17 protein-coding genes are annotated in these 25,679 nt (G+C 64.3%); 10 read left to right on the top strand and 7 right to left on the bottom strand.

Features of this window, described 5'->3' with window-relative positions:
• Window positions 1-47 precede the first annotated feature (47 nt).
• From ON00_RS00265 to ON00_RS00230, 8 genes are all read left to right on the top strand, one after another.
• Window positions 48-1,070, top strand: a complete 1,023-nt coding sequence (locus ON00_RS00265) for a LacI family DNA-binding transcriptional regulator (protein ID WP_010402313.1) — start codon at window positions 48-50, stop codon at window positions 1,068-1,070.
• Window positions 1,067-4,012: a TonB-dependent receptor gene (locus tag ON00_RS00260; RefSeq protein WP_010402312.1), complete on the top strand. Its 2,946-nt coding sequence runs from the start codon at window positions 1,067-1,069 to the stop codon at window positions 4,010-4,012. Before ON00_RS00265 ends, ON00_RS00260 begins: the two co-directional genes overlap by 4 nt.
• A gap of 75 nt (window positions 4,013-4,087) precedes the next feature.
• Window positions 4,088-5,491 (top strand): glucoamylase family protein, encoded by a 1,404-nt coding sequence (locus ON00_RS00255; protein WP_010402310.1) that lies wholly within the window; start codon window positions 4,088-4,090, stop codon window positions 5,489-5,491.
• Entirely contained in the window at window positions 5,488-8,568 is a 3,081-nt protein-coding gene (locus tag ON00_RS00250) for a discoidin domain-containing protein (protein WP_010402309.1), read from the top strand. The genes ON00_RS00255 and ON00_RS00250 overlap by 4 nt, the downstream gene beginning before the upstream one ends.
• A 65-nt stretch (window positions 8,569-8,633) precedes the next feature.
• Window positions 8,634-9,314: a response regulator transcription factor gene (locus tag ON00_RS00245; RefSeq protein WP_010402306.1), complete on the top strand. Its 681-nt coding sequence runs from the start codon at window positions 8,634-8,636 to the stop codon at window positions 9,312-9,314.
• Window positions 9,295-10,638, top strand: a complete 1,344-nt coding sequence (locus tag ON00_RS00240; RefSeq protein WP_010402304.1) for a sensor histidine kinase — start codon at window positions 9,295-9,297, stop codon at window positions 10,636-10,638. The genes ON00_RS00245 and ON00_RS00240 overlap by 20 nt, the downstream gene beginning before the upstream one ends.
• A 182-nt stretch (window positions 10,639-10,820) precedes the next feature.
• Complete coding sequence (locus tag ON00_RS00235) at window positions 10,821-13,271, top strand: TonB-dependent receptor (RefSeq protein WP_010402303.1); 2,451 nt, start codon at window positions 10,821-10,823, stop codon at window positions 13,269-13,271.
• Between the two features lie 23 nt (window positions 13,272-13,294).
• Window positions 13,295-14,002: an acid phosphatase gene (locus tag ON00_RS00230; protein WP_010402301.1), complete on the top strand. Its 708-nt coding sequence runs from the start codon at window positions 13,295-13,297 to the stop codon at window positions 14,000-14,002.
• Between the two features lie 27 nt (window positions 14,003-14,029).
• Here ON00_RS00230 and ON00_RS00225 read toward each other — a convergent pair whose 3' ends face one another.
• From ON00_RS00225 to ON00_RS00215, 3 genes are all read right to left on the bottom strand, one after another.
• A complete protein-coding gene (locus ON00_RS00225) occupies window positions 14,030-15,763 on the bottom strand; it encodes an alpha-amylase family glycosyl hydrolase (RefSeq protein ID WP_010402299.1) in 1,734 nt (577 codons plus the stop codon).
• On the bottom strand, window positions 15,760-16,734 hold the full coding sequence (locus ON00_RS00220; RefSeq protein ID WP_245535508.1) for an alpha/beta hydrolase: 975 nt from the start codon (window positions 16,732-16,734) through the stop codon (window positions 15,760-15,762). Before ON00_RS00220 ends, ON00_RS00225 begins: the two co-directional genes overlap by 4 nt.
• A 77-nt stretch (window positions 16,735-16,811) precedes the next feature.
• Window positions 16,812-19,283 (bottom strand): TonB-dependent siderophore receptor, encoded by a 2,472-nt coding sequence (locus tag ON00_RS00215; RefSeq protein WP_010402297.1) that lies wholly within the window; start codon window positions 19,281-19,283, stop codon window positions 16,812-16,814.
• A gap of 158 nt (window positions 19,284-19,441) precedes the next feature.
• On the opposite strand from ON00_RS00215, the gene ON00_RS00210 reads away from it, so the two are divergent.
• A complete protein-coding gene (locus tag ON00_RS00210; RefSeq protein ID WP_010402296.1) occupies window positions 19,442-20,800 on the top strand; it encodes an MFS transporter in 1,359 nt (452 codons plus the stop codon).
• 2 nt (window positions 20,801-20,802) lie between these two features.
• Here the strand turns inward: ON00_RS00210 and ON00_RS00205 are convergent, their stop codons facing one another.
• Entirely contained in the window at window positions 20,803-21,846 is a 1,044-nt protein-coding gene (locus ON00_RS00205) for a LacI family DNA-binding transcriptional regulator (protein ID WP_010402295.1), read from the bottom strand.
• 176 nt (window positions 21,847-22,022) lie between these two features.
• Window positions 22,023-22,919 (bottom strand): LysR family transcriptional regulator, encoded by an 897-nt coding sequence (locus ON00_RS00200; RefSeq protein WP_010402293.1) that lies wholly within the window; start codon window positions 22,917-22,919, stop codon window positions 22,023-22,025.
• Window positions 22,920-23,010: 91 nt separating this feature from the next.
• Here ON00_RS00200 and ON00_RS00195 point away from each other — a divergent pair, with 91 nt between their 5' ends.
• The gene (locus ON00_RS00195) at window positions 23,011-23,868 is read left to right on the top strand and encodes an aldo/keto reductase family oxidoreductase (RefSeq protein WP_010402292.1); all 858 of its coding nucleotides are present in this window, start codon (window positions 23,011-23,013) and stop codon (window positions 23,866-23,868) included.
• Window positions 23,869-23,905: 37 nt separating this feature from the next.
• Here the strand turns inward: ON00_RS00195 and ON00_RS00190 are convergent, their stop codons facing one another.
• Together ON00_RS00190 and ON00_RS00185 are read right to left on the bottom strand one after the other, a co-directional pair.
• Entirely contained in the window at window positions 23,906-24,622 is a 717-nt protein-coding gene (locus ON00_RS00190; protein ID WP_010402289.1) for an ATP-binding cassette domain-containing protein, read from the bottom strand.
• Entirely contained in the window at window positions 24,619-25,620 is a 1,002-nt protein-coding gene (locus ON00_RS00185; RefSeq protein WP_083834039.1) for a hypothetical protein, read from the bottom strand. Before ON00_RS00185 ends, ON00_RS00190 begins: the two co-directional genes overlap by 4 nt.
• Window positions 25,621-25,679: the final 59 nt, after the last annotated feature.

Genomic DNA, 25,679 nt, shown 5'->3' with positions numbered 1-25,679 from the left:
GCGTTGAGGCGTTTTCGGCAACGCCAACGGGGAGGATGAAGACAGAAATGGCGAATGCCACGATCCGCGATGTTGCGCGCGAAGCGGCGGTTTCCGTCGCGTCGGTGTCACGCGTGTTGAACGGCCACAGCAATGTTCGCCCCGAGACGCGCCGCAAGATCGAAGACGTTGCCGCCAGGCTCGGCTACTTCCCGCATGCCGGCGCGCGCAATCTCAGCACATCGCGCGCGCATGCCATCGGGGTGGTGCTGCCGGACCTGCACGGTGAGTTCTTCTCAGAAGCGTTGCGCGGCATGGATCGTGCCGCGTCCGAGCGTGGTCTGCATCTGCTGCTGTCGAACCTTCATGATGGGGAGCGGGCCGTCGAGATGCTCCACACCATGCGTGGTCGCGTCGACGGGCTCGTCATCATGGCGCCACATATCGATCCCGACCGACTGCTGGCCGGTCTCCCCCCCAGCATCCCCTCCATCCTCGTCAATTGCGCGACGTCGCGCGACGATTGCCCGACCTTGCGCGTCGACAATTTCGGCGGCGCGGCGGCGATGGTGCGGCATCTGGTGTCGCGCGGAAGACGCGGCATCGTCCATGTCAGTGGGCCGACCAGTAACGTCGAAGCACGCGCGCGTATCGACGGCTATGAAGCGGCGATGGTCGAGGCGGGCTTAACCCCGCGCGTCCTCATCGGCGACTTTATGGAAGAGGCAGGTGCTGCCGCCGCTGCCGAGATCCTGCGCGCGCCAGACGGCGTGGATGCCATCTTTGCCGCCAACGACATGATGGCAATCGGCGCGCTGATCGCGCTGCGCGACGCTGGCGTTGCGATACCCGACCAGATCGCGGTCGCGGGCTTCGACGATATTCCACTGGCTCGGCTGATTTCGCCATCGCTCACCACGATGCGCGTCGACATCGCCGACATCGGCGCACGGGCGATCGCTCGGCTGGCCGATGCCATTGCCGGCACACCAGATCACCGCCTCGAGCTGTCCACGCCCGAGTTGATGATACGCGACACAACCAAAACAAGCCCGCGTCAGTCGGGTGAAAAGCAGGGAAAAGCACGATGACCAAAACCCCCTTCCTCCGGCTGCTCCTGAGCAGCGCTGCCGTGGTTTCCGCCAGCGGCTTGGCGATCGCGCCTGCCTATGCGCAGACGTCGACCGCGGCGATCCGCGGCGTGGTGACCGACGCCGCTGGCGCACCCTCTGCCAATGCGAGCGTAACCGCCGTCAGCAGCGACACCAACCAGACCTTCCGCGCCACCACCGACGCGACCGGCAATTACACGCTCAACGGCTTGCGCCCCGGCTCCTATCAAGTGACCGTGACGGCCGCCAATGGCGAGACTTTCAAACAGCTCGTTACCGTCGGCATCGGCCAGACGGCGTCGCTCGATGCGACCGTCGCCGCGCCAGGCGCGGAACCGGTCGACACCGGCAAGGACATCATCGTTACAGGCAGCCGCCTGGTCGAAACCAAGACCAGCGAAGTCGCCACCAACGTCACCCAGCAGCAGATCCGCTCGCTGCCGCAGACCGACCGCAACTTCCTGTCCTTCGCAGCGCTTGCCCCCGGCGTCCGGTATAATGACAGCGAGACCGACAAGAGCTTCCAATCGGGTGCCTCGACCGCCAGCCAGGTCAACGTCTTTATCGACGGCGTCAGCCTCAAGAACCAGGCGCGCGAGGGCGGCGTTGCCGGCCAGCAGAACAGCCGCGGCAACCCGTTCGGCCAGTCGGCTGTGCAGGAGTTCCGCGTGCTCACGCAAAACTACAAGGCGGAATATGAGCAAGCCGGTGCTGCGATCATCACCGCCATCACCAAGTCGGGCACCAACGAATTCCACGGCGAAGTGTTCGGTCAGTACACCGACAAGGGCCTGAGCGAGAAAGCGTATCTCGACAAGCTCAACAATAATCCGAAGCCCGCCTTCACGCGCAAGCAATATGGCATCTCGCTTGGCGGCCCGATCATCAAGGATAAACTGTTCTTCTTCGGATCGTTCGAAGGCAACGACCAGGACCGCGCCTTCAACGTCGTCGCTGGTGGCACGCCCGCCGCGCGGGCGCAGGTCGAGGCCGCGTCGGGTCGCAAACTTTCGGATTTGACGGGATCGTTCGTCAGCCCCTTCCGCGGCAAATTCTATTTCGGCAAGCTGACCTTCACGCCGGATTCGCATCAGACGTTTGACCTGTCGTTTAGCCGTCGTGAAGAAACCGATATTCAGGGCTTCGGCAGCAATCTCGCCTATGAAAGCGCCGAGAACAAGCGCAACCAGGTAGACACCTATCTGTTCAAATGGACGTACAACGGCGACCGGTTTGTCAATGAGTTCAACACCAACTACATCAATTATCAATATAATCCGACAGCCCTCAACCCCAATCTTCCAACGCAGGAATATGTTGGCGTAATCTCCTTTGGTGGTAAAAATTCCACGCGAAATGAAGTTCAATCGAACTACACCATCCGCGACGATTTCACTTACAGTGGATTCGACAAACACACGATCAAGATTGGCGGACGAGTCGACGTCGTGGATTTCACCTTCGATGACCGCAACTATGTGCAGCCTGATTTCGTGTATCGGGTCGATCCGGCCAACAACACCGATTACAGTTTCCCAGCAGAAGCGCGGCTTGGTCTCACCAATGGGCGAATCCAGTCCTCGGACACCGAAATCGGTCTCTATGCGCAGGATGATTGGCAGGTCACCAAGAAGCTGACGCTGAACCTCGGCGTGCGTTGGGATTATGAAACCAACGGCTTCAACAATGACTATATCACGCCTGCCAAGGCTGCGGCGGCGCTGCGCGCCTTGCCCAAGACCTATTATTTCGATCCCGAGAACTACATTTCCACGGGCCACAACCGCAAGCCGTTCGCCGGTGCGATCGCGCCACGTTTCGGCTTTTCCTATGACCTGAGCGGCAATCAAAGCACCGTCATCTTCGGCGGTGTCGGACGCTATTACGATCGCAACAACTTCAACAATACCATCGACGAATTGTCCCGGTCGCTGAACCAGATTGGCGTGTTCCGCTTCTCGCGTGACGGACAGCCGCGATCCGGCTTGCCAACTGTGGTGTGGAACCCCTCCTACGGAACGCGCGAGGGCTTGCTGGCGCTGATTGCGAGCTCAACGACCGAAGGTCTGCCCGAACTGTTCGCGGTGAAGAACAACGCCAAGCCACCCGTCAACGATCAAGCGAGCATCGGCATCCGGCAGAAGCTTGGCCACTGGCAAGTGGCCGTCACCGGCTCGTACATCAAGGGACGCAACGGCTACACCAACCTGTTCGCGACACGCCAGAACAACGGTCTGGGCAATTGCTGCAACGTCGCCCCGGTTCAGGCGTTCGGCTATGCCAACGCCTTGATCGGCTATGACGGACTGAAGACGCGCTACAAGGCGCTGTATGTCACCGTAGACAAGAACTACACCAAGGCATCGGGCTACGGCATCAACATCGCGTACACGCTGTCAAAAGGCGAGCAGAACGGCAACGACCTGTTCAGCCTCGATGGGACCACGCCGGACGCCTATGGCTTCCGCCCCCGCCCGGGTGACGAACGCCACCGGTTGGTCGTTTCCGGCATCCTGGACTTGCCCTTCGGTCTGCAATTCTCGACGCTCAGCACGTTCGGCAGCGGCCAGGCCTATGCCGTTACCGATGCCACCAACGGCTTCGACAATGGCAAGCTGAAGATCACCTCAGCCTATCCGGTCAAGAACTGCATCAAGGGGCTGTTCGCGTTCTGCGAAGTCAATCTCAGCCTCGAAAAGCATATCGACTTCCGCGGCCTCGGCAAGGATCAGATCAGCGTCGCAATCGATGTGCTGAACGCCTTCAACAACAAGAACTTCAAAGACTTCGACGGCTTTGTAAACAACGCGATTGATCCAAACACGGGGCAGATTTCCGACCCGCTGCTTCCCGGCCTGATCGGCAACAATACGCTGACCCTGCCGCGGCGCGTCCAGTTCCGTGTGGGCTACCGCTTCTAAGCTTCCTCCCCTGGCGGGCGGCCTTCCCTGGGCCGCCCGTCGTCTTTTTGTACCGTGTATCCAAAGGTTCTTGGCATGATCGACCGGCGTCATTTCCTCGGCACCGGCGGCCTGGCGCTCGCCGGGCTGGCAAGCAACGGCCTTGCTGCCGCTCCCCGCGCGCTACGGGGCGAGGCGTTGATCGCGGACATCCAGTACCGCACCTTCCGCTATTTCTGGGATACGACCGATCCCGCAACCGGCCTCGCGCCCGATCGCTGGCCGACCCCATCCTTCGCCAGCATCGCTGCCGTCGGTTTTGCGCTGACGTCTTATCCGATCGGCGTGATGCAGGGCTGGATCAGCCGCCCGCAAGCGCGCGCCCGCACGCTCGCCACCTTGCGGTTCTTCGCCGAGGCCCCGCAAGGCCCCGCCGCCACCGGCACTGCCGGGCATAAGGGCTTTTTCTACCACTTTCTCGACAGGAAGACGGGCACGCGCTTTGGCCGTACCGAATTGTCGACGATCGACACCGCACTGCTGCTCGGCGGCGTGTTGTTCGCGCAAAGCTGTTACAACAGCGATCATCCCGACGAGCGCCGCATCCGCCAGCTCGCCGAGCAGATTTACAGCGCGGTCGACTGGAGCTGGTTCACGCCGCGCGCGCCGTTCCTGTCGATGGGCTGGCATCCCGAAAGCGGCTATATCCCGCACGACTGGGACAGTTATAACGAAGCGCTGCTCCTCTATCTGCTCGCACTCGGATCGCCGACGCATCCGTTGCCGCGCGAGACCTGGGATGCCTGGACCGCGCGCTTCGCCCCCGCATGGAGCGATCGCTGGGGCAAGCCGCATCTCGCGTTTCCACCCTTGTTCGGTCACCAATACAGCCAGACCTGGGTCGATTTCCGCGGCATTCGCGACCGTTTCATTGCGGCCAAAGGCATCGATTATTTCGAGAACAGCAGGCGCGCCACCTATGCGCAGCGCGCTTATGCGATCGCCAATCCCGGCCATTTCGCAGCCTATGGGGCCGATTGCTGGGGCCTGACCGCGTGCGACGGACCGGGCGATTTTACCGCGACGCTGGACGGGCGGTCGCGCGCATTCTTCAGTTACTCGGCGCGCGGCCCCGGCGACCGCGACGATGGCACGATTGCCCCCACCGCCGCGCTCGGCTCGATCGCCTTTGCCCCCGAAATCGTCGTGCCTACCGCAGAGGCGCTGCACCGGCGCTATGGCCACGCGATCTACCGGAAATTCGGCTTCGCCGACTCGTTCAATCCGACCCTGACCACCGCTTCGCCTGCGGTGCACGAAGGGGCCGTGGTGCCCGGTGTCGGTTGGGTCGCGCACGATCATCTCGGCATCGACCAGGGGCCGATTGTCGCGATGATCGAAAACCGTCGCTCCGGCCTGATCTGGCGCACGATGTGCGGCAATCCCCACCTCCGCCGCGGTCTTACGCGCGCCGGATTTTCGGGCGGCTGGTTGGCATGATGCAGGCGGCATTGCTGCTGGCCGGCGCGGCGCAGATTGCGCCACTCGATACCTTCGAAACGGTCCAGCCGTGGAAGGCCGACGCCTCGAACGGCGTCGGTGCCGAAATCGATTCGGTGCCGGGCGCAACCGGCAACGGCTTGCGGTTGCGCTATGATTTTCATGATGTCGCGGGCTACGCCTTTGCGCGCCGCGCTTTGCCGATCGACTGGCCAGCCAATTATGCGATCCGGCTGAAGGTGCGTGGCACCGGTGGTGTCAACGACTTGCAGCTCAAGTTCACCGACGCGAGCGGTGCCAATGTCTGGTGGTATCAGCGCCGAAACTTCCGCCCATCCGCGACCTGGCAAACGCTGGTGCTGCGCCCGCGCGACCTCAGTTTTGCCTGGGGCCCAAGCAGCGACACCAGCCTGCGGCACACAGCCGCCATGGAGGTCGTTCTGGTGCGCGGGCGCGACGGCGGCGCGGGCGAGATCGCGTTTGATGATCTGACCCTCGAACCGCTGGCAATTTCAGGCCCCCTCCCCACCCCGCGCGCGAGCGACCCTGCGGTGCTGGACGGTGACCGGGCAACCGCTTGGCACGGCCATGGCGGAGACGCCGTAACGATCGATTTTGGCGGAGCGAAAGCCCTCGGCGGTGTCGTGCTGCGGTGGCTCCCCGACGCTGGCGCGACGCGCTATGCGATTGAGGGATCGGATACCGGGAGCGACTGGCGCATACTGCGCCGGGTCGATGCGGGCGACGGCGGCGACGATCCGATTGCCCTGCCCGACACCGAAACGCGCTATCTCCGTGTCTCCCTACCCATCGGAGCGCCACCCGCCGCGCTCGCCGAAATCGAGACCCGCCCACCAGAATGGGCCGCTACGCCCAACGCGCTTTTCGCCAGTCTTGCAAAGGCGGCACCGCGCGGCACTTTCCCGCGCGGCTTTTCGGACGAACAACCCTATTGGACGCTGGTCGGCTCAGCGGAGGGCGGCCCGGCCGGGCTGATCGGCGAGGATGGCGCGATCGAAGTCGGCAAGGGGGGCTTTTCGATCGAACCGTTCGTCATCGCTGACGGTCACACCTTCAGCTGGGCCAATGTCACCGCGACACAATCGCTGGAAGACGGCGCATTGCCGATGCCGCATGTGCGGTGGCAAGGGACCGGTTGGCAGCTCGACACCAGCCTGTTTGTCGACAGCGCGGCACCACGCCTGCTCGCGAAGTGGCGGCTGACCAACACCGGCACCACCCGCCGCACCTTGCATTTGCTGCTCGCGGTGCGCCCGCTCCAGGTCAATGCACCTACGCAATTCCTCGGTCGGCCCGGCGGGGTGAGCCCGATTTCCCGGATTGCGTGGCACAATGGCGCGCTGAGCGTCACTGCGCCGCCCGCGATCGAAGGCGATGCCGCCATCACGCGAACGCTGCTGCCGCTCACCGCCCCGGCGTGGGCGGCGGCGCGCGCCTTCGACCAGGGCGCGCTTGCCGTGCCCGTCACAGGTGGCGCACCCGCGGTCGACGATCCGACCGGTCTCGCCACCGCAGCGCTCGGTTATGACGTGACGTTGGCCCCCGGTGAGAGCACTGACGTGCCAATGGCGATCCCCTTTGAAGGCCCGCCAGCCGCGCTCGACCGCCCCGGCTTTGACCGCGCGCATGCCGCAACGGTCGCGTCGTGGCGCAGCACGCTTGGGGCGGTTACGCTTACCGTTCCGCCGTCGAGACAGGCCGTCGCAGATAGCGTGCGCACCGCGCTGGCGCAGATTCTGATGAGCCGCACTGGCCCTGCCCTGCAACCTGGCACGCGCTCCTACGATCGAAGCTGGATTCGCGATGGGACGATGATGTCAGACACGCTGCTGCGCCTCGGCGTCACTGCACCGGCGCGCAGCTTCGCCGACTGGTACGGGACCAAGCTGTTCGCCGACGGCAAGGTGCCGTGCTGCGTCGATCCGCGCGGAGCCGATCCGGTGCCCGAAAATGACGCGAACGGCGAATATATCCATCTCGTCACCCAGCTCTATCGCTTCACCGGAGATCGCGCCGCGCTCGCCCGCGACTGGCCAAAGATCGACGCCGCGCGCCGCTATATGGACGGCCAGCGCGCCAGCGAACGCACTGCTGCCAGCCCGGCGTTCAGCTTCGGCCTGATGCCGCGCTCGATCAGCCACGAAGCCTATTCGGCCGAACCGCAATACAGCCTGTGGGACGATTTCTGGGCGCTGACCGGCTATAAGGATGCCCATTTTGCGGCCACCGTGCTCGGTCGTCCCGAGGCCAGCGCGATCGCAGCCGCCCGCGACCAGTTCGCAGGCGACCTCCATGCCGCGATTAAGGCTTCGACCGCCAAATTCGGGATCGATTTCCTTCCGGGCGCAACCAGCCTTGGCGATTTCGACGCGACCTCCACCACGATCGCGCTCGACCCGGCGGGCGAACAGTCCGCGCTCGATGCCACCTTGCTGCGCAATACCTTCGCCAGACAATGGGCCCGCGTCGAAGGGCGCACTGCGCCCAACGCAAAGTGGGCGGACTATACGCCTTATGAGTGGCGCAACGTCTCGGCCTTTGTCCGGATCGGCTGGGCGGAGCGCGCGAACCGGTTGCTCGATTTTTATATGAGCGGGCAGCGTCCGGCGGCGTGGAACGGCTGGGCCGAAGTCGTCGGCCGCCTGACGCGTGAGCAGCGCTTCATCGGGGACATGCCGCATGCGTGGGTCGCTTCCGATTTCATCCGTGCGGCACTCGATCTGTTCGCGTTTGAACGCTTTTCAGACCATGCGCTGGTGCTCGGGGCCGGATTGACCGAGCCGTGGCTGCGCGGCGCGGGAAGTTCGATCAACGGGCTGCGCACGGCCTATGGCACGCTCAACCTCTCGCTGCGTCGATCGGGCAAAGCGATGGTCGTGAACATCAGCGGGACCGCGCATCCCCCGGGCGGCTTCGTGCTCGCGCTGCCGTCGTCAACGCAGCGTCTTGTTGCGACGATTAACGGCCGTCGGGCGCGGCCTGCCAAGGACGGCCTCCATATCTCGGCCAACGGCAGAGCAGCACGCATCGTCGTCGCTCCGGCAGCCCCCAAATAGCCTCTGTCACGTAGCCTTCACATTTCGGACCGAAAGGAGTCGCTTTCCGATCAAAGGTACAGCGTATGGCGAAGGTCCTCGTGATAGAGGACGATCCGAAGTCGGCGGATGCGATCTGCGCGATCCTAACCGATGAAGGCCTGGCGGTGGTTGCGGTGCAAACGGGCGCGGATGCGTTTTTAAAGGCCAAGGAGACCGCCTTCGACGCCATCGTGCTCGATCGGATGTTGCCTGGCGGAATCGACGGGATCGGCGCGCTGGCGATGATGCGAAGCGGCGGCATCGGGACGCCGGTGCTGATCCTCAGCGCGCTATCGGCGGTCGAGGAGCGCGTGCGCGGGCTGCGGGCCGGCGGCGACGATTATCTCACCAAGCCGTTCGAGCCGGTCGAACTTGCCGCCCGCGTCAATGCACTGATCCGGCGCCGCGTCGCGGAAACCTCGACGATCACGCTCGAACATGGCCGCGTCCGTATCGATCTCATCGCGCGCGAAGCGTGGATCGATGGCGCGCGCGTCGACCTGCAGGCGCGCGAACTGCAGCTGCTCGAATATCTGCTGCGCCATCACGATCGCACCGTCACCCGCGCGATGATCTTCGAGGACGTGTGGGGCTATCGCTACGACCAGCGCACCAACGTCATCGACGTCCACATCACCCGGCTGCGGCGCAAGATCGAACATGCCGACCGGCCGCCGCTGATCGAGACCGTGAGAGGAACGGGCTATGTCCTTCGCTGCGATTAAGCGCTGGCGGCGCAGTTCCAGCGCGCGCTTTGCGATGATCTTCCTGCTGCTGTTCGGCACGGCCTCGATCAGCCTGTTCGCCTTCGTCCATGATCGCGCGATTACGCATTTCAACGCGCAGACCGACGAATGGCTGGGGCGCGAAACCACGAAGGTCCCGACGGACTCGTCGCGGGCCGAAGCGATCGAGCGGGCAGCGCGCCACAACAGCTCGGACGTGCATCACCTGCGCCCGTTCGGCGTGTTCGACGCAGCGGGGCGGCATCTGGCCGGGGCACCGGAGGCGCTCCCCGAAGGCCACGCCGACGGCATTCCCTTTGAAATGGCGAGCATCACGCCGCGGGGCGAAGTGGATCTGCGGGCCATGACGCTGCGGCTTGCCAATGGCGACCGTTTCCTGGTCGCGCAGGATCTGCAGGAATCGCGCGCCTTCGCAACCGATCTGGTTTTTGCGATCATCTGGGGCGGACTCGGGCTGCTGGTGCTGGGTCTTTCGGGCTCGGTGCTGTTGGCGGTGGCGCAGGAACGCCGCGTCCGGTCGCTGACGCAGCGCCTGCACGACATCATGGCTGGGCGGCTCGACGCGCGCCTGCCGGCATCGGCGCGCCACGATGAACTCGACGACCTGACCGGGGAAGTGAACCGGATGTTGGACGAAGTGCAGCGCCTGATGCTCGAGGTGAAGGCCGCTGGCGACAATATCGCGCATGACATGCGCACGCCGCTCACGCGCTTGCTGGCCAATCTGCGGCAGGCCGACCATCCGCAGACGAGCGCGCCTGCGATGGCGGCGGTGATCAGCGACGCGGTCGAGGAAGTGACCGGCATGATCGCCATGTTCAACGCGCTGTTGCGGATCTCCGAAATGGACGAAGGCGCGCGCCGCGAAGGCTTTCACCTGCTCGATTTCGCAAAAGTGGTCGAGGATGCGACCGACTTTCACGAAGCGGCAGCGCTCGAACGCGGGATCAACATCCGGCGGGAGATGCGGCCCGATATCCGGTTCGATGGGGATGCGGATCTCCTGTTCGAGGCGGTCGGCAATCTGGTCGACAATGCCATCAAATACACCCCCGCCGGTGGCGAGATCGTGATCGGCCTGCAGGCGGGACCGACCCTGACCGTGTCCGACAATGGTCCAGGCATTCCGGCCGGAGAACGCGACAAGGTGCTCGCGCGCTTCCACCGCGTCGAGGCCAGCCGCAGCCAGCCGGGCAACGGCCTTGGCCTGGCGCTGGTCGCCGCGATCGCGCGGATCCACCGGCTCGAACTCCGCATCGGTGACGGCGCGCCTGGGTGCGTCGCCACGCTCAGCGCGGCATGAGCGCTTTCGCATTAACTCGAATTTACCTTCCCGACCTTGGTTGGCAACAGAACAGCCACGGGACGGTAACGGCCACACCCTAAAGGCGAGGCAGCGCGGGGGCCGGACGGTCCACCGCGGATCGCTCGGTTGCAGCGTCAGAAGCGCGCGCCGAGCACCTGCTCTTTATTGGGGACATTTTCATGCGTGCGACCTTCCGCCAGACCCTGCTCGCCGGGGTCGCTCTGTGCGTAGCCTTGCCGGCCCATGCGATGACGTCCGACGCACCTGCACCGGCACCCGCCGCAGCACCGCAAGACGGGCAGACCGCAACCAGCGCCAACAGCGCGGGTCAGGCGAACGATAAGCAGTCGCTGACCTCGTCCGACATTATCGTCACCGGATCGAAGACCGCGCAGAGCGCGCCAGTCACCGTTTCGCTCGCCACCACGCAGCCGCAAGCCGCCGTCAGCCGCGACTACATCGCCAACACCACCGCCTCGGCCGATTTCAACGAGTTGATCGCCCTGACGCCGAGCGTGTCGATCTCGGGCGCGGGCAATGGCTATGGCCTGAGTGAGACCAAAGCGACGATCCGCGGCTTCCAGGACGGCGAATATAACGTCACCTACGATTCGATCCCCTTTGCCGACACCAACAACCCGACGCACCATTCGACATCGTTCTTCCCATCCAACACGATCGAGACGATCGTCGTCGATCGCGGCCCCGGCAATGCCAGTCAGCTCGGCCAGGCGACCTATGGCGGCAACATCAACCTGTATTCGCGCGCCGCGAGCGAGCAGCAGAGCGCGCAGGTCGAAGGGCTCATCGGGAATTGGAGCACCTTTATCGGGCGCGCCGAATATCAGTCGGGCAGCATCGAAAAGCTCGGCGGCGCACGGATCGTGCTGACCGGCCAGTATCTCCAGTCCGACGGCGCGCTGACCTACTCACCGGTCGGCTCGAAGAACCTCTACGGCAAGATCGTCGCGCCGATCGGCAGCCACAACACGCTGACGATCATGAGCACGTGGAACCGCAACCATTATTACCAGTCGGACGTGCTGAAAGGCGCGACCTGCGGCAGCGCCAGCGTTGGCGCGAACGGCACCACCGCGCTCGGCACCGATGGCCAACCGCTGACGCAGCTGACCGGCAACAATTGCGCGGCGACTTCGAACGTCGGGATCTACGGCCGCAATTACGCGCTCGGCAACAACCCGGCGCAGCAGGATTATTGGAAGTATAACCGCACCGACAAAACCACCGATTTCTCCTATGTCCGCCTGCAGAGCGATCTCGGCTCGGGCTTCTCGCTCGACAATCGCGGGTATATGTACGGTTACACCAACAATACGCTGTCGGGGAACACCGGCTCGGTTGTGACGGGGTTTAGCGGTGCTGGGACAGCGGCGTCGCCCTATAAAGCGGTGCCGGGTCCGGCGACCGATATCCTGGGCTATAACAAGCTCAACAAATATCGCGTCTTCGGCTATATCGGCCAGGTCAATTACGACTTCGCGCTCGGCAAGATCCGCGTCGGCGGCTGGTATGAACATGCCGTAACCGACCGCCATACGGTCGATCTCGACCGCACCACCAACACCTTCAGCTACAGCGAGAAGCTGTTCAACAACGGCAACGGCACCGCCGCACAGCTTGCCCTGCCCTCGATCGACCAGGCCAATCTCAGCTACGTCCAGCATTCGAACTGGAACCAGTATCAGCTGTTCGGCGAGTTTGAATTCCACCCGGTCGAAGGCCTGTCGATCACGCCCGGCGTGAAATACGTCCATTTCGAGCGCGGCATCGCCGCCCCGGTCAACCAGAAGACGCGTTTGCCGCTCTATACCAGCCAGACCTGGACCAAGACGCTGCCCTTCGCGACGATCAACTATATGGCGATGAGCAATTGGTCGTTCTACGGCCAATATGCGCAGGGCATGTACGTCCCCGATCTGTCGAGCTTCTACTCGGCCTCGGGCACGCTCTCGACCGCGCTTGATGCGCTCAAGCCGCAGACCTCGACCAATTACCAGGTCGGCTCGGTGTGGCACGGCAACAAGGTCTCGGTCGACGTCGATGGCTATGTCATCAACATCGATAACAAGATCGGCAGCTGCACCACGACCGGGTGCGACCAGACCCTGCTCATCAACATCGGGAAGGTGCGCTATAAGGGCGTCGAGGGCTCGCTCAGCTATATGCCGGTGCACGGGCTGACGCTGTTCACCAACGGATCGTACAATTACGCGCATAGCGTGACGACCGGCGCGCAGCTCGCCAAGGCCCCGTTCTCGACCGCAGCGGGCGGCTTCATCTATCATAACGGCGGCTTCCGCCTGTCGTTCGACCAGAAGTTCACCGGCCCGCAATATGCCAGCGAATATAATGGCAGCCCCGGCTACCGCCTGTACCGCATCCGCCCCTACAGCATCGGCGAATTCGCCATCAGCCAGGAAATTGAGGGCGGCTTGCGGCTCGGCGTGACGGTGAACAACGTGTTCAACAGCCGTGCCGTCACCGCGATCTCGAACAGCGCATCGGGCGCGCCGGTCGTGGGCGGCTATCAAAGCGGCTACGGCCAACAGGACCAGTTCAGCTACCTGCCGCCGCGCTCGTTCCTGGCTTCGGCCCGGATCAAGTTCTAACCTTCACACGCCGGGAGACGCCCATGCAACGCTATCTTGGAACAGCGCTCCTTGCTGCGGCGCTGGTGCTTGGCGGATCGCCAAGCATCGCCGCCCCGCACCTCCTCCACTATCTCACGGTGGACGAGCTGCGGCCGACGCTGGTGCTTCCGGCACCGCCCGCGCCGGGGTCGCTTGAAGAGCGTGGCGAGCTCGCCGAAATCCACGCGCTGATCGCCGCTGCGCCCCCCGCGCGGCTCGATCAGGCGCGCTGGGACGACGCGCATGAGACCCCCGCCCTGTTCGACCGCACGCTCGGGGTCACGCTCGAGACCTTGCCTTTGACCTGGGCGTTGCTGCGCGAGGTTCAGGAAGAGGGCGACGCTGCGGCCGATGTCGCCAAGCTCTATTTCCACCGCACCCGCCCGTTCGGCATCGATCCCTCCATCCCGAACTGCGCAAAGACCGGGAAGCCGTTGAAATCCTACCCGAGCGGCCATGCGACGCTTGGCTATTCGACCGGGTTCGTGCTCGCGCACCTGCTGCCGGGGCGGTCTGCCGAAATCCTCGACCGCGCCGCCGATTACGCGACCAGCCGCGAATATTGCGGCGTCCACTTTCCGACCGACGTGGAGGCCAGCCATGTCCTTGGCACGCTGGTCGCCAGCAAGCTGATGGCGATCCCCGCCTTTCGCGTAAAATTCGATGCGGCGCGGCAGGAACTGATCGCAGCGCATGTTGCCGGTGTCTGACCGCGGCTGACCACGGCCAGCAGCCGTTCAAACGCAGCGCGTCGCCCAGAGCACGGTCCCTGGCGCGACCACGCGCTCTATCGGACGGTCCTCAATCGCATCTTGCCATCGGCCCTCAAAGGGGAACACCTGCGGCACCGCACCGAAATTCGCGATAAGGACGACCGTATCGCCGCCAGAGCCGCGCGACACGACCAGCAGGCCCGGCACTTCGCCGTGCACCTTTGTAGCGGCCTTGGCGTCGAACGCGGGCAGCGTGGCCCGCACCGCGAGCAGCCATTTGGTCAGCGCCAGCCATGCCGCGCCAGCGCCCTCGCCCTCCTCCGCGCCATCGGCGCGTAACCAGTCCATTGGCGGCCGATGCAGCCAGCGCGCATCGTCCGGCGCGGCGGGATCGACATGGTTGGGCAGCCCGATTTCGTCGCCCATATACAGCATCGGCATGCCCGGCAGCGCCAGCATGGTGGCCAGCAGCAAGCGGTAGCGGCCCAGCGCTTCCGGGCCCTCAGTGCCAACCAGCGAGGCGAGCATCCCGACCGTACTGGCGGCCGCGCCAGGTCGGGCCTGAAAACGGCGGCCATCGCCGAACCCGCCCGCGCCGGTGTAGAAATCCGAAATGCGATCCAGCGCGTCGGCAGGCACCCGCCCATTAAGCGCGGACCAGATGATGTCGTCGTGACAGCGTAGATAAGTGAGCCACGCGGTATCGGGCCGGATCAGCACGGTATCGCGCACCAGATCACCGACGATCGCCGCATCGCCCGTCGCCAACGCCACCCATAAAGCCGCCATCACGCCATTGTGATAGGCAAGCTGCGCCGCGCGTGTGCCGTCCTGGGGCTCGATATAGGGCAATACGTCGGCGGTGCGCTCAATCGCCTCCGCCAGCAGCGCGACACCGGGTGCAGCGATGTCGAGACCGGCGCGGAGCGCGGCAACCAGCCTGTGCGTTTCCGGCAGGTTGCGCGATACGCTTCCGCGCCGCTTCCACAGATAGGGCGCGCTATCGAGGCGAAAGGCATCCACGCCGATGTTCGACCAGAACAGCAACACATCGAGCATTTCGCGGAAGACTGCGGGGTTCGACCAGTCGAGATCCCATTGGAACGGATAGAAACTCGTCCAAACCCACCCGCCGAGCGCGGGCTCATGCGTGAAATTGCCCGGCGCGGTATCAGGGAACACCTCGTCCAGATCGCGCTCCCAGGCGGCGACGTCGTCGGCGGCGTCGAAAATGCGGTAATAGCCGCGCATCTCGCGATCGCCCGCCAGTGCGGCCTGCGCCCAGGGATGATCCCGCGCGGTGTGGTTCAACACACAGTCCATCGCCAGCGCCATGCCGCGATCATGCAAATCGGCGGCCAGCGCCCGCACGTCGTCCAGGCTGCCAAGCGCGGGCTCGATCGCGCGATAGTCTGCAACCGCAAAACCGCCATCGCTGTGCTCCGACTGGCCCAATGTCATGGGCAAGGGATGGAGCAAGCGGATGCCCAGCGCTTCGAGCCAGGGCAATCTCTGTCGCAACCCCGCGAGGGTCCCGGCGAACCGATCGACATAGAAGCTGTAGCCGACCATTTCGGGCGCACCGAACCAGGCGGGATGCGCCGCCCGGTCGGCGTCCAGCGCGCGCAAGGTCGGCGATCTGGCCTCGGCGGCGGCGGACACCGCCGCCGCGATACGGTCGCGCTCCACCGGCCAGGCGGGATGGCCTTGGTAGAGTGGTTCCAGCAGGTCGAACACCGACTGTAACGTCTCGGTCATCGGGCCAGCATTTGGCGGAAGAAGGCCGCAGCTTCGCCGTACACTTCGCGCGATTCCAGCAAATCCGGATCGCGTTCGAAATCGCCGTGCGACAAGCCCTCATAAACGTTCAAGTCGCTGACGACCCCCGCCTGCTTCAGCTTGCGATGAACCCTGATGGTGTTGGACAGGAAGAGATCGCGCGTGCCCGTCGTCAGCAAAGTCGGCGGAAAGCCGGCGAAATCGGCATTGACGGGCGACAGCTCCGGGTCGGCCATGTCATGACCGTTGGCATAGAGCCGTGCGGCCGCGCCCAGCAGCCCGTCATAGGATACCAGCGCATTGTCGACATGGTCATTGGTGAAATAGCTGTCCCCGATCTTGTCGAGTTGCGCCCACGGCGTGCCCGCCCAAAGCGCACCGGGCAGTGGCAAGTGATGCGCCTTCGCACGCACCACCAGCGCCAGTGTCATCGCCCCGCCGGTCGACGATCCGAACACGCCGACACGCTTTGCGGGATATCGGGCGACGACCGCCTTCCACACCGCCTCGGCATCATCGATCGCGGCCGGATACGGCGCGTCCGGGGCCATGCGGTAATCGACGCTCAGCACTCTAAAGCCACGCCCGGCGAGCAAGATGGCATCGCGTAGCCCGGCTTTGCCGGGTGCGAAAACATACGCGCCGCCGTGAAAGTTGAGCAGAATGCGGCCCCGATTCTCGGACGGCACGGTTTCTGGCTCGACCCAGAAAACCGGCACGCCGTTCATCCGGTCGGCGCGGATCGTGACCTTTTCGCGGGCCATCAGCGCCGGCAACACCGTTTCAATGTCGGCCGCATAGGTCTTGACCAAAGCGCGCCACGCCTCCGCCGATGCCGGGTGCTGGTCCCAGCTCGGGTTCATGGGCGATCCGATCAGCCGCTGTAATTCAGGGCTGACCGTTTTCGGGACGGGCAAAGGCCGCGGCGGAACGACGACGGTCTCGTCCATCGCTGCCGCCCTGGCCGTCGCCCCAACCGACACAAGCACCGTGGCCATCGCCGCCACCGCAAACGCTCGCCCGCGCATCAAAAACGCAGCGTCGCGGTAGCGCTGATGTTGCGCCCGGGGAAGGCGCGCGCGGTATTGATGCCGTCGGTCGGCACGCTGTCCGGCACCTGGCCGACCTCGGTAATCGCGATCACGTCGAACAGGTTCTGGACGTTCACCGAAAGCCGGATCGCTGGCGTTATCGCATAAGAGGCGAAGGCATTGGTCATGACATACCCCGGCATTTTCAGCGTGTTGACGTCGGCCGCGTAGGACGAGGTGGTGCCGGTGACATTTGCGCCGATGTCGAACCGGTCGGTCCGGATCGACGGCGTTGCCTGGAAGATCAAGGCCGCCTGGCGATACGGGATGTTGCCGTTCAGCGCCGGGGTCACCTGGCTCTCGGTAATGCGGGCATGGGTATAGGTGGCACCGGCCGTAAGGTGGAAAATACCGCGATCGACCCCGCCTTCGAATTCCACGCCATAAGACCGATATTTGTTGTTGATGATGGCTTGCTGCGGGATGACGATTTCATTGGCTTCAGCCGTGGTCGCGCGGAACGCCGTCAGGTTGACATAGGCCCCGCCCCGTCGGAACTTTATGCCCGCTTCCTGCTGATTGACGAAATTGACCGCGACTTCGTCCGCGACGCTGCCATCGGCCCTGACGCCGCCACCGAAGAGAATACGGTCCGCGTTAAACCGGGCACCGCGGCTTACGCGTGCGAAGAGCGCCAGACTCGGCATGACCTCATAGTTCGCACCGACCGAGTAGGTGAAATAGTTCTTCCGATAGTTGACGGGTGACGATGCCTGGGGATTGACCACGGGCACACTGCGCTCCGGCGTCTGAATAATGCCGTCCTGGTTCACATCGACCACGCTCAGTCCGTTATTGGACGCGTAGTATCCGCTCGCCCTGGAACTGTTGAAACGGACGCTCCCGTCGAGATTCAATTTCCCTATTTTGTACGACACCGCCAGATAGGGGGCATCGATATTGTAATCGACATTGTAATAACGCTGGCAGCAATTGCCGAACACCGGTTCGCCATAAGCGATGAGCCCGTTTTGCGTAACCGACTGACCGGCCGCATTATAGACGTTCAGCAGCGCCGCATCGCGCCCCTTCACTTCCTGAAGATAGCTGTTCCAGTGCCAATCCATCTGGATCGCCTGGTAGGATTTGAAATAGCCGGCCGTCACATTGCCGGTGCCGCCACCGGCGCTGAAGTCACGGTTCAGCGTCAGGATGTTGGTGGCGTTGGTGAAATCGTTCAGCGTCACCCCGAAGGTCAGCGCGTTGATGCCAAGGCCGTTGCCATTGAGACCCGCCGGGTTGGCGATGACCTGCCCCGCATTTGGCCCGTTCGCATAGCGCAAGGTGGCCCCTACGCCGCCGATTTCGCTCATCAAGGTGGTCAGCGGCGCGACCCGGCCCGGATAGGAGGTGGCGAAGCTGCCCGAATTGCTCGCAACGTTGAACTTGTCCTCGATATGCCAGCCGCCGCCCAGATCGAACGACGCATCGGCACCGCCGCCGCGCGTCTTGACGCGGTAGCCGTCGCCCAGATCGGAGACGATCCGCTGCCCGCCACTGCCAATCGCAATGTCCGAGCGGAAATAGGGCGACAGCGACGTTCCCGACCGCACGTCAAAACCGGGGAAGGACGCATAGGTCGGGTTCGCAGCGGTGCCGGTCACCCGAATGGGCGTCGGGACATAGATAGGCGAGCGATCGTCGAGATATTTGAAGTTCAGCCGGATGAAGCCGTTGGCGAATGTCTTGGTGACGTTGCCCTTGATTTGGCCGCCGCGCTCCGACGTATAATCGGCGTTCCGGACGCCATTGCCGACGCGGTAGAACCCGCCAACATGAAACCGCCACCCTTCACCAAGGGGCGCGCCATAATCGGCGTCGATCCGGGTACGGTTGAAATCAAGCCCCTTGGTGATGCCGACCGTTCCGCCAGCCACGTCACCGGTTTTGCTGATGAAATTGATGATCGCGCCCGGCGCGTTGCTGGTGAAGGTCGAGGCGGAACCGCCGCGCACCACTTCGACGCGCGAGACGCTATAGTCGGGGCGGACGAAGGTGTCGGCGGTCGCGAAGGCGATATCGCCGAAATCCAGCACCGGCAGGCCGTCTTCCTGAAATTGGACGAACTTGCCGCCACCGCTTGCCGCCGGCAAACCGCGGACCGCGATGTTGGCGTTGCTTTCGCCGCCTGAAGATTCCGCGCGCAAGCCCGGAATGTTGCGCAACAGGTCGGCGCTGCCCATTGGCGCGAGCTTGGCGATTTCCTGAGAGTCGACCGCGCTGATGGAGATGCTGGTCGTCAAACGGCGCTCGGGCCGAGCGGTGCCTGTCACAATGATATCGGCAGCATCGGTCTTGCCCTCGGGCTCGACGGCCGCTTCCGGCGCTGGCACGGAACTCTGCGCGAGTGCGACCCGCGGCAGACACGCCAAAGCCGTACCGGCGAGCAAAAGCGTTGCAAGCTTCATGATAACCCCTCCTAGTGTCCGCTGTATTGCGGCTTGAGGGATGCTCATAATCGCTTCGCAATCGATTGCAATAATTTTTCGCAATCGTTTGTGAAAAGTTTGGATCGATGGTAGCGACCGCCGAAAGACAGGCTGTCACGAACAGGTTGGAGAGGGCGATGCACCAGAAGGCGGATGACAGCACGGGCAACGCGTCCGCAGGGGCGCGCAAGCCGCGCCTTTCCTTGGCGCGCATCTTCCAAATGAATATCGGCTTTTTCGGGCTCCAGTTCAGCTTCGGCCTGCAGCAAAGCAATATGGGGCCGATCTACAGTTACCTCGGGGCCAGCGAGGCGGCGATGCCGTTGCTGTGGCTGGCAGGCCCGATGACCGGGCTGCTGGTGCAGCCGCTCATCGGCGCGCTCAGCGACCGGACCATCAGCCGCTTCGGGCGACGCACACCCTATTTCCTGATCGGCGCAATCCTGTGCAGCCTAGGGCTTCTCGCCATGCCGTACAGCCCGACGCTGTGGGTGGCCGCCGCGTTGCTGTGGGTGTTGGACGCGGCCAACAATGTGACGATGGAACCTTACCGCGCCTATGTCGGCGACCGGCTCGATGCAAAGCAGCGACCGATCGGGTTCTTGACCCAGAGCGCCTTTACCGGCCTTGCGCAAACGCTGGCCTACCTCGCGCCTTCCATCCTGGTATATGCGGGAATGAGCCGCGATGCCGTCGACCTGAACGGCATTCCGCACATCACGAAAGCCGCCTTTCTGATCGGTGCGGTGCTGTCCCTTTCGACGATCCTGTGGTCGGTTCTGTCGGTCCGCGAGCTTCCCCTGACGCCGGCCCAGATTGCCGAGTTGCGCCGTACCCCGCTATCGGCCCGAAACACGCTGCGCGAGATTGGCGACGCGATCCGGGAAATGCCGCCGACGATGCGACAATTGGCCGTGGCGATGCTGTTCCAATGGTATGCGATGTTCTGTTACTGGCAGTACATCACCTTTTCGCTGGCGCGCTCGCTCCACGGCACGAGCGACCCCGCCTCCCCCGGCTTCCGCGCCGCCGCGCTGGCGACCGGCCAGCTTGGCGGATTTTACAATTTCATCGCCTTTGTCGGTGCCTTTGCGCTGGTGCCGGTGACGCGGGCGTGGGGCGCGCGCAATATCCATGCGCTGTGTATGCTGGCGGCGGGCGCTGCGATGCTGACGATCCCCGGAATCACCACACAAAACTGGCTGTTCTTGCCGATGATCGGCATCGGTCTGGGTTGGGCGAGCCTGATGGGGAACCCGTACATCATGCTCGCAGATTCGATCCCACCGGCGCGAACGGGCGTATATATGGGCATCTTCAACATGTTCATCGTTGTGCCGATGATGATCCAGAGCCTGACGCTGCCCTTGCTGTACAATGGCGTGCTGCGGGGCGACCCGCGCAACGTGCTGTATCTCAGCGGCGCGCTGATGCTCGCCGCCGCGCTGGCGACGATGCGGGTCACGCCCGCGCGAACGGTCACGCCAGCCGCCTGACGTCAGGCCACGCTCGACCCGCGCACAATCAGTTGCGGGTCCAGTTGCAGCGATTGCGCCGGCTCGCCCGCAATCCGGCGGAACAGGATCTCGATCAGCGCTTTGGCACCGACCACCAGATCCTGGCGGATGGTCGTCAATGCCGGGGCGGTGTGCGCCGCCAGCGTCACATCATCATAGCCGACCACGGCGACGTCCTGTGGCACGCTCAGACCGCGCTCGCGCAACGCCCGCAAGGCGCTCATCGCGACCACATCGGATGCCGCGAAAATCGCATCGGGTGCGGGATGGCCGGTGAGATATTTGGCGATCGCAAGATGGGCTGCGTCGGGCGTCATGTGCAGGTCCAGCGCCGCTGCTGCCACGCCGGGGCCGGCCCGCGACACCGCATCCTGAAATCCGGCGAGCCGCTCCGCGAACTCGGGCGCGCTCGCATTGCCAAGATACAGGAGTCGGCGGCGGCCAATCGCAATCAGATGCTCGGCTGCGCGTGCTCCGCCCAGTCGATTGTCCGATCCGACCGTCAGATAGCGTTGTCCCGGAAGGCGCGCGCCCCACACCACGATCGGGGCATAGCGTGCCGCGACTTTGTCGATCACGGCGCTCTGGTCGGACTGGCCGATCAGGATCAGTCCATCGATCCGTCCGCTATCGACCAGCCGGTCAAGCCAGGTGCCATCATGCGGGATCACCCGCGAGAGAACCAAATCGTAGCCCCGCTCCGTCAGCCCATCCGCCAGATGACCCAGCAGCGACAGGAAAAACGGGTCGGACAGGTGCTGCCCCGCCTCATGCCCGAGCGGCAGCACCAGACCGATCGATTGCGTACGCTGCAACCGCAAGTTGCGGGCGAGCCGGTTGGGTTGAAAGCCGTGCGCGTCGGCGAGTTTTTGGATGCGCAGGCGGGTCTTTTCATTGACCGACGAATGGCCCGACAGCGCGCGCGATGCGGTCGAGACCGAGGTACCAGCGGCCTGCGCCAGATCGACAAGGCTTGCGATCGTCGTCACGTCGCCGGACGAGGGTGGCAGGGGCGGAGCTATCATGGGATGCGCCTAATGATGCGGGACGTACGAGCACTGCGTCTAGGCTAGCGTATCGAAACGATCAAATACCCTATGCTGTTGTAAGCAGACACGCGTCCGCGCCAAACGCGCGTGCAAGTCGATTGAGAACGGGTTTCCAGCATGTACGCCGCAACCAGTCTCTCGGCACCGGCTTGCTAACGGCGGATGAAGTCGAGAAAAGCGCGGAGTGGCGGCGGCACCAAGCGACGGCCCGAATAATAGAGAAACGGACCGGAGAAGGACTGCCACCAGTCCGGCAACACCGGCTGCAACGCGCCGCGCTCGATCGACGGTCGTAGCCAATCCTCAAACAGCGACACGATCCCGCTGCCCGCGACCGCCATGTCGACCAGCAAATCGGCCGCACCGGCGACGCTCGCGATGAGCGGGCCCTGCGGCTCGATCCGCACGATCTCCCCGTCGCGCTCGAATTCCCACGGGCTGGTCAGCGCGCCGCTGGTAAAGCGGCCACGCAGGCAGGCATGGTTCAGCAAGTCGCGCGGGTGGCCGGGGCGGCCATGCGCGTCGAGATAGGCGGGGGCGGCAGCGGTTGCGAAACGCTGCACGCGTGGGCCAATCGGCACCGCGATCATGTCCTGCTCCAGCCGCTCGTCATAGCGGATGCCGGCGTCGCATCCCGATGCCACCATGTCGACAAACCCGTCCTCGGCGACGATCTCGACCTGAATGTCGGGATAGGCGGCAAGGAAGCCGGGCAGGATCGTCGGCAGCACCAGCCGCGCCGCGCTGACGGGCACGTTGAGGCGCAGCGTGCCCGCCGGACGATCGCGAAACAGATTCACGACGTCCAGCGCCGCCTCCACTTCGCCGAGCGCGGGGGCCAGCCGCTCGATCAGCCGTTGCCCCGCCTCGGTCGGGGTGACGCTGCGCGTGGTGCGATGGAGCAGCCGTACGCCGAGCCGCTCTTCGAGGCGACGCACCGCCTCGCTGAGCGTGGAGGCGCTGCCCCCGGCAGCACGCGCGGCATCGCGAAAGCCGCGCGCCCGCGCGACCGCCAGGAAGGCATTGAGATCGGCAAGGTCGGCTTTCATTGTTCGGTTTTCCGTACAGCCCGTGCGAATACCTTCAGCTTATCGTGATGATCCGCAAGGTCTATCTCGCCATCAGCATTGGAGACAGACGATGACCGACCCAACCGACACCTATTCCTTCGCCGGCCTCACCGTGCAGCGGCTCGGCTATGGCGCGATGCAACTCGCTGGCCCGGGTGTGTTCGGTCCACCCCGCGATCATCAACAGGCGCTGGCCGTGCTCCGCGCTGCAGTGGAAGCTGGCGTCAACCACATCGACACCAGCGACTTTTACGGCCCGCACATCACCAACCGGCTGCTTCGCGAGGCGCTGGCACCCTATCCGGACGACTTGCTAATCGTGACCAAGGTCGGCGCGCGCCGCAGCGACGATGCCGCATGGCACCCGGCGCTCGAACCCGGCGAATTGGCGCGCGCGGTGGAGGACAATCTCGAAAATCTCGGGCTGGAGGCGCTCGATGTCGTGAACCTGCGGCTGATGTTCGACATCCACGGCCCGGCGGAAGGCTCGCTCGCGCGGCCGCTGGAGGCGCTCGCGGATCTGCAACGCCAGGGCCTGGTCAAGCATATCGGGCTCAGCAATGTGACGCCGACCCAATATGCGCAAGCGCGGGGCATCGCCGAGATCGTCTGCGTCCAGAACCAGTACAATCTCGCGCACCGCACGGACGACGCCTTTATCGACGCACTCGCTGCCGAGGGCATCGCCTATGTCCCCTTCTTCCCGCTCGGCGGTTTCAACCCGCTCCAATCGACGGCGCTATCGGACGTGGCGGCGCAACTGGGCTGGACGGTCATGCAAGTCGCGCTCGCCTGGCTGCTGCAGCGGTCACCCAACATCCTGCTGATCCCCGGCACATCGTCGGTGGCGCATCTGCACGAGAACCTCGCCGTGGCGTCGCTGACGTTGCCCGCCGACGCTATCGCCAAACTGGACGGCATCGGGTGAGGCACGACGACGCTGGGTCTTGGCGGTCAAAATAGCCTCACGATCGCAGCAGGTCGATTGTCCGCCGCTCGAATGCCAGCGGATCGCGCGCAGCGGCTTGAAGCATGTCCTCGTCCAGCGTCATCGCCACTTGCCCATCGGCGAGCATGAGCCCGGCATTGCAGGCCGTGGCCAGGGTCGCAAGGTCATGCAGCGCGGTTACCAGCGTCAGACCGTTATCGACCATGCCGCGTAACGTCTCGCGCAGGTCGAACATTGCCACCGGGTCGAGCCAGTTGAACGGCTCGTCCAGGATCACCAGCGCGTGTCCGCCCGCGAACGCGGCAGCGATCGCAATGCGCTGCCGCATTCCGGCTGAACAGTCGCCGATCCAGCGGTCGAGCAGCGGGGCGAGGCCCAATGCGGCCTGCAACGCGCCCAAACGCGCGCGGACGGCATCAAGATCGCCCCCGATCAGCTCGAGCACATCGCGCGCCCGCAACGCCTCCGGCAGCGCGTCGGCCGGAGGAGAAAAGCCGAAGCGCTGCGCCCGCCCGGCCCGATCTGCGGACAGGTCTTCATCCTCGACCAGACACGATCCGGCAGCGAACGGTAGTCGGCCGGCCAGCGCCCGCAACAGGCTCGTCTTGCCCGAGCCATTGGCACCGATGACACCGAACCACGACCCACGCGTCACGGTCAGATCGACCTCCTGGACGACACGCTGCCCGTTCCGATCGACGGCTGCCCCGGCGAGAAGAACGGCCGGGTTCATACCAGCAGCCACGTCTTCGCGGCCGCCCGGTGCTGCAAATGCCAAAACACGGCGAGGGCGATGACCGGCAACGCAAACGGAATGGCATAGCCGACCAGCAGGAGCAGCCCGGCGAGAACAAGCACCAGAACATCCGCGAACCGCTTGCCATGAAGGCGATAGGCAAGCACGCGCATTGCCATAAGCCCGAACATCAGGGCCGAAGCGGCGGCGACAATACCGGCTGGGGCTGCCCCCAATATCAACCAGCACCCCGGCACCGCCACCGCGACGAACGACACCAGCGTCCGCGACAGGCGAAGCACGATCCGTCCCGATCCGTATCCGGCAATCGTCATGAAGCGGACGGCGCTCTCATCGACATCGGTCAGCGCCAGGGTAAGCACCACGGTGCCAACGCCAGCATATGCCAGCGCCACGTTGGGGCCAAGCGTCCGTGCCTGCAGCAACACGAGCAGCAGGATGATAGCCGCTGCCACCCCAGCGCTTGGATGGCGCAACCAGGCACGGACAGACCAATTCGGCCGTGTGGCATCGAGGATGCGCAGCGGCATGGCAACGGCAGCGGTCAGCCCGGCCATCAGCGCGCCGACAAGGTAAGCGGGCACACTGACGATCAGCAGCGAGGGCCTGACGATCAGCGTGATCCCCGACAGCATCACAATCCCAATGCCGTGCCAGGCACCGATATACCGGCGGCGAAAGGGCAGTTGCAGAGCGTCTGCCGCGAGCAACCCGTCAAAAGCATGGAATGCGAGCCGCGCCAGGACAAGGCGACCCGCCGCCATGCCAACGCCAAGGCTGACCGCGCCCCCCGCCCAGAGTGCGGTCAACCAGGGCAGATCGGCGAACCCGTTTCGCAAGCCAGCCACGGCCATCAGCAGCAGGATCGCCGCGACCAGACGATCCTGCCAGGCCGCGAAGGTGGCGCGCACTGCATTGGTCGCAATCTTCCAGTCGTGACGAAATAGACGATGTGTGCGCTCAGAGGCTCCCATGCGAAAGTTCTAGCGTGTTACAGGCGGGCCGCAATCGGGATCGCCCCTTCCCGGTGTGA

Source organism: Sphingomonas echinoides ATCC 14820 (assembly GCF_000241465.1).
Taxonomy (GTDB): domain Bacteria; phylum Pseudomonadota; class Alphaproteobacteria; order Sphingomonadales; family Sphingomonadaceae; genus Sphingomonas; species Sphingomonas echinoides.
The sequence above is the reverse complement of the archived record's forward strand: the minus strand, read 5'-3'. Positions and strand labels throughout refer to the sequence as shown.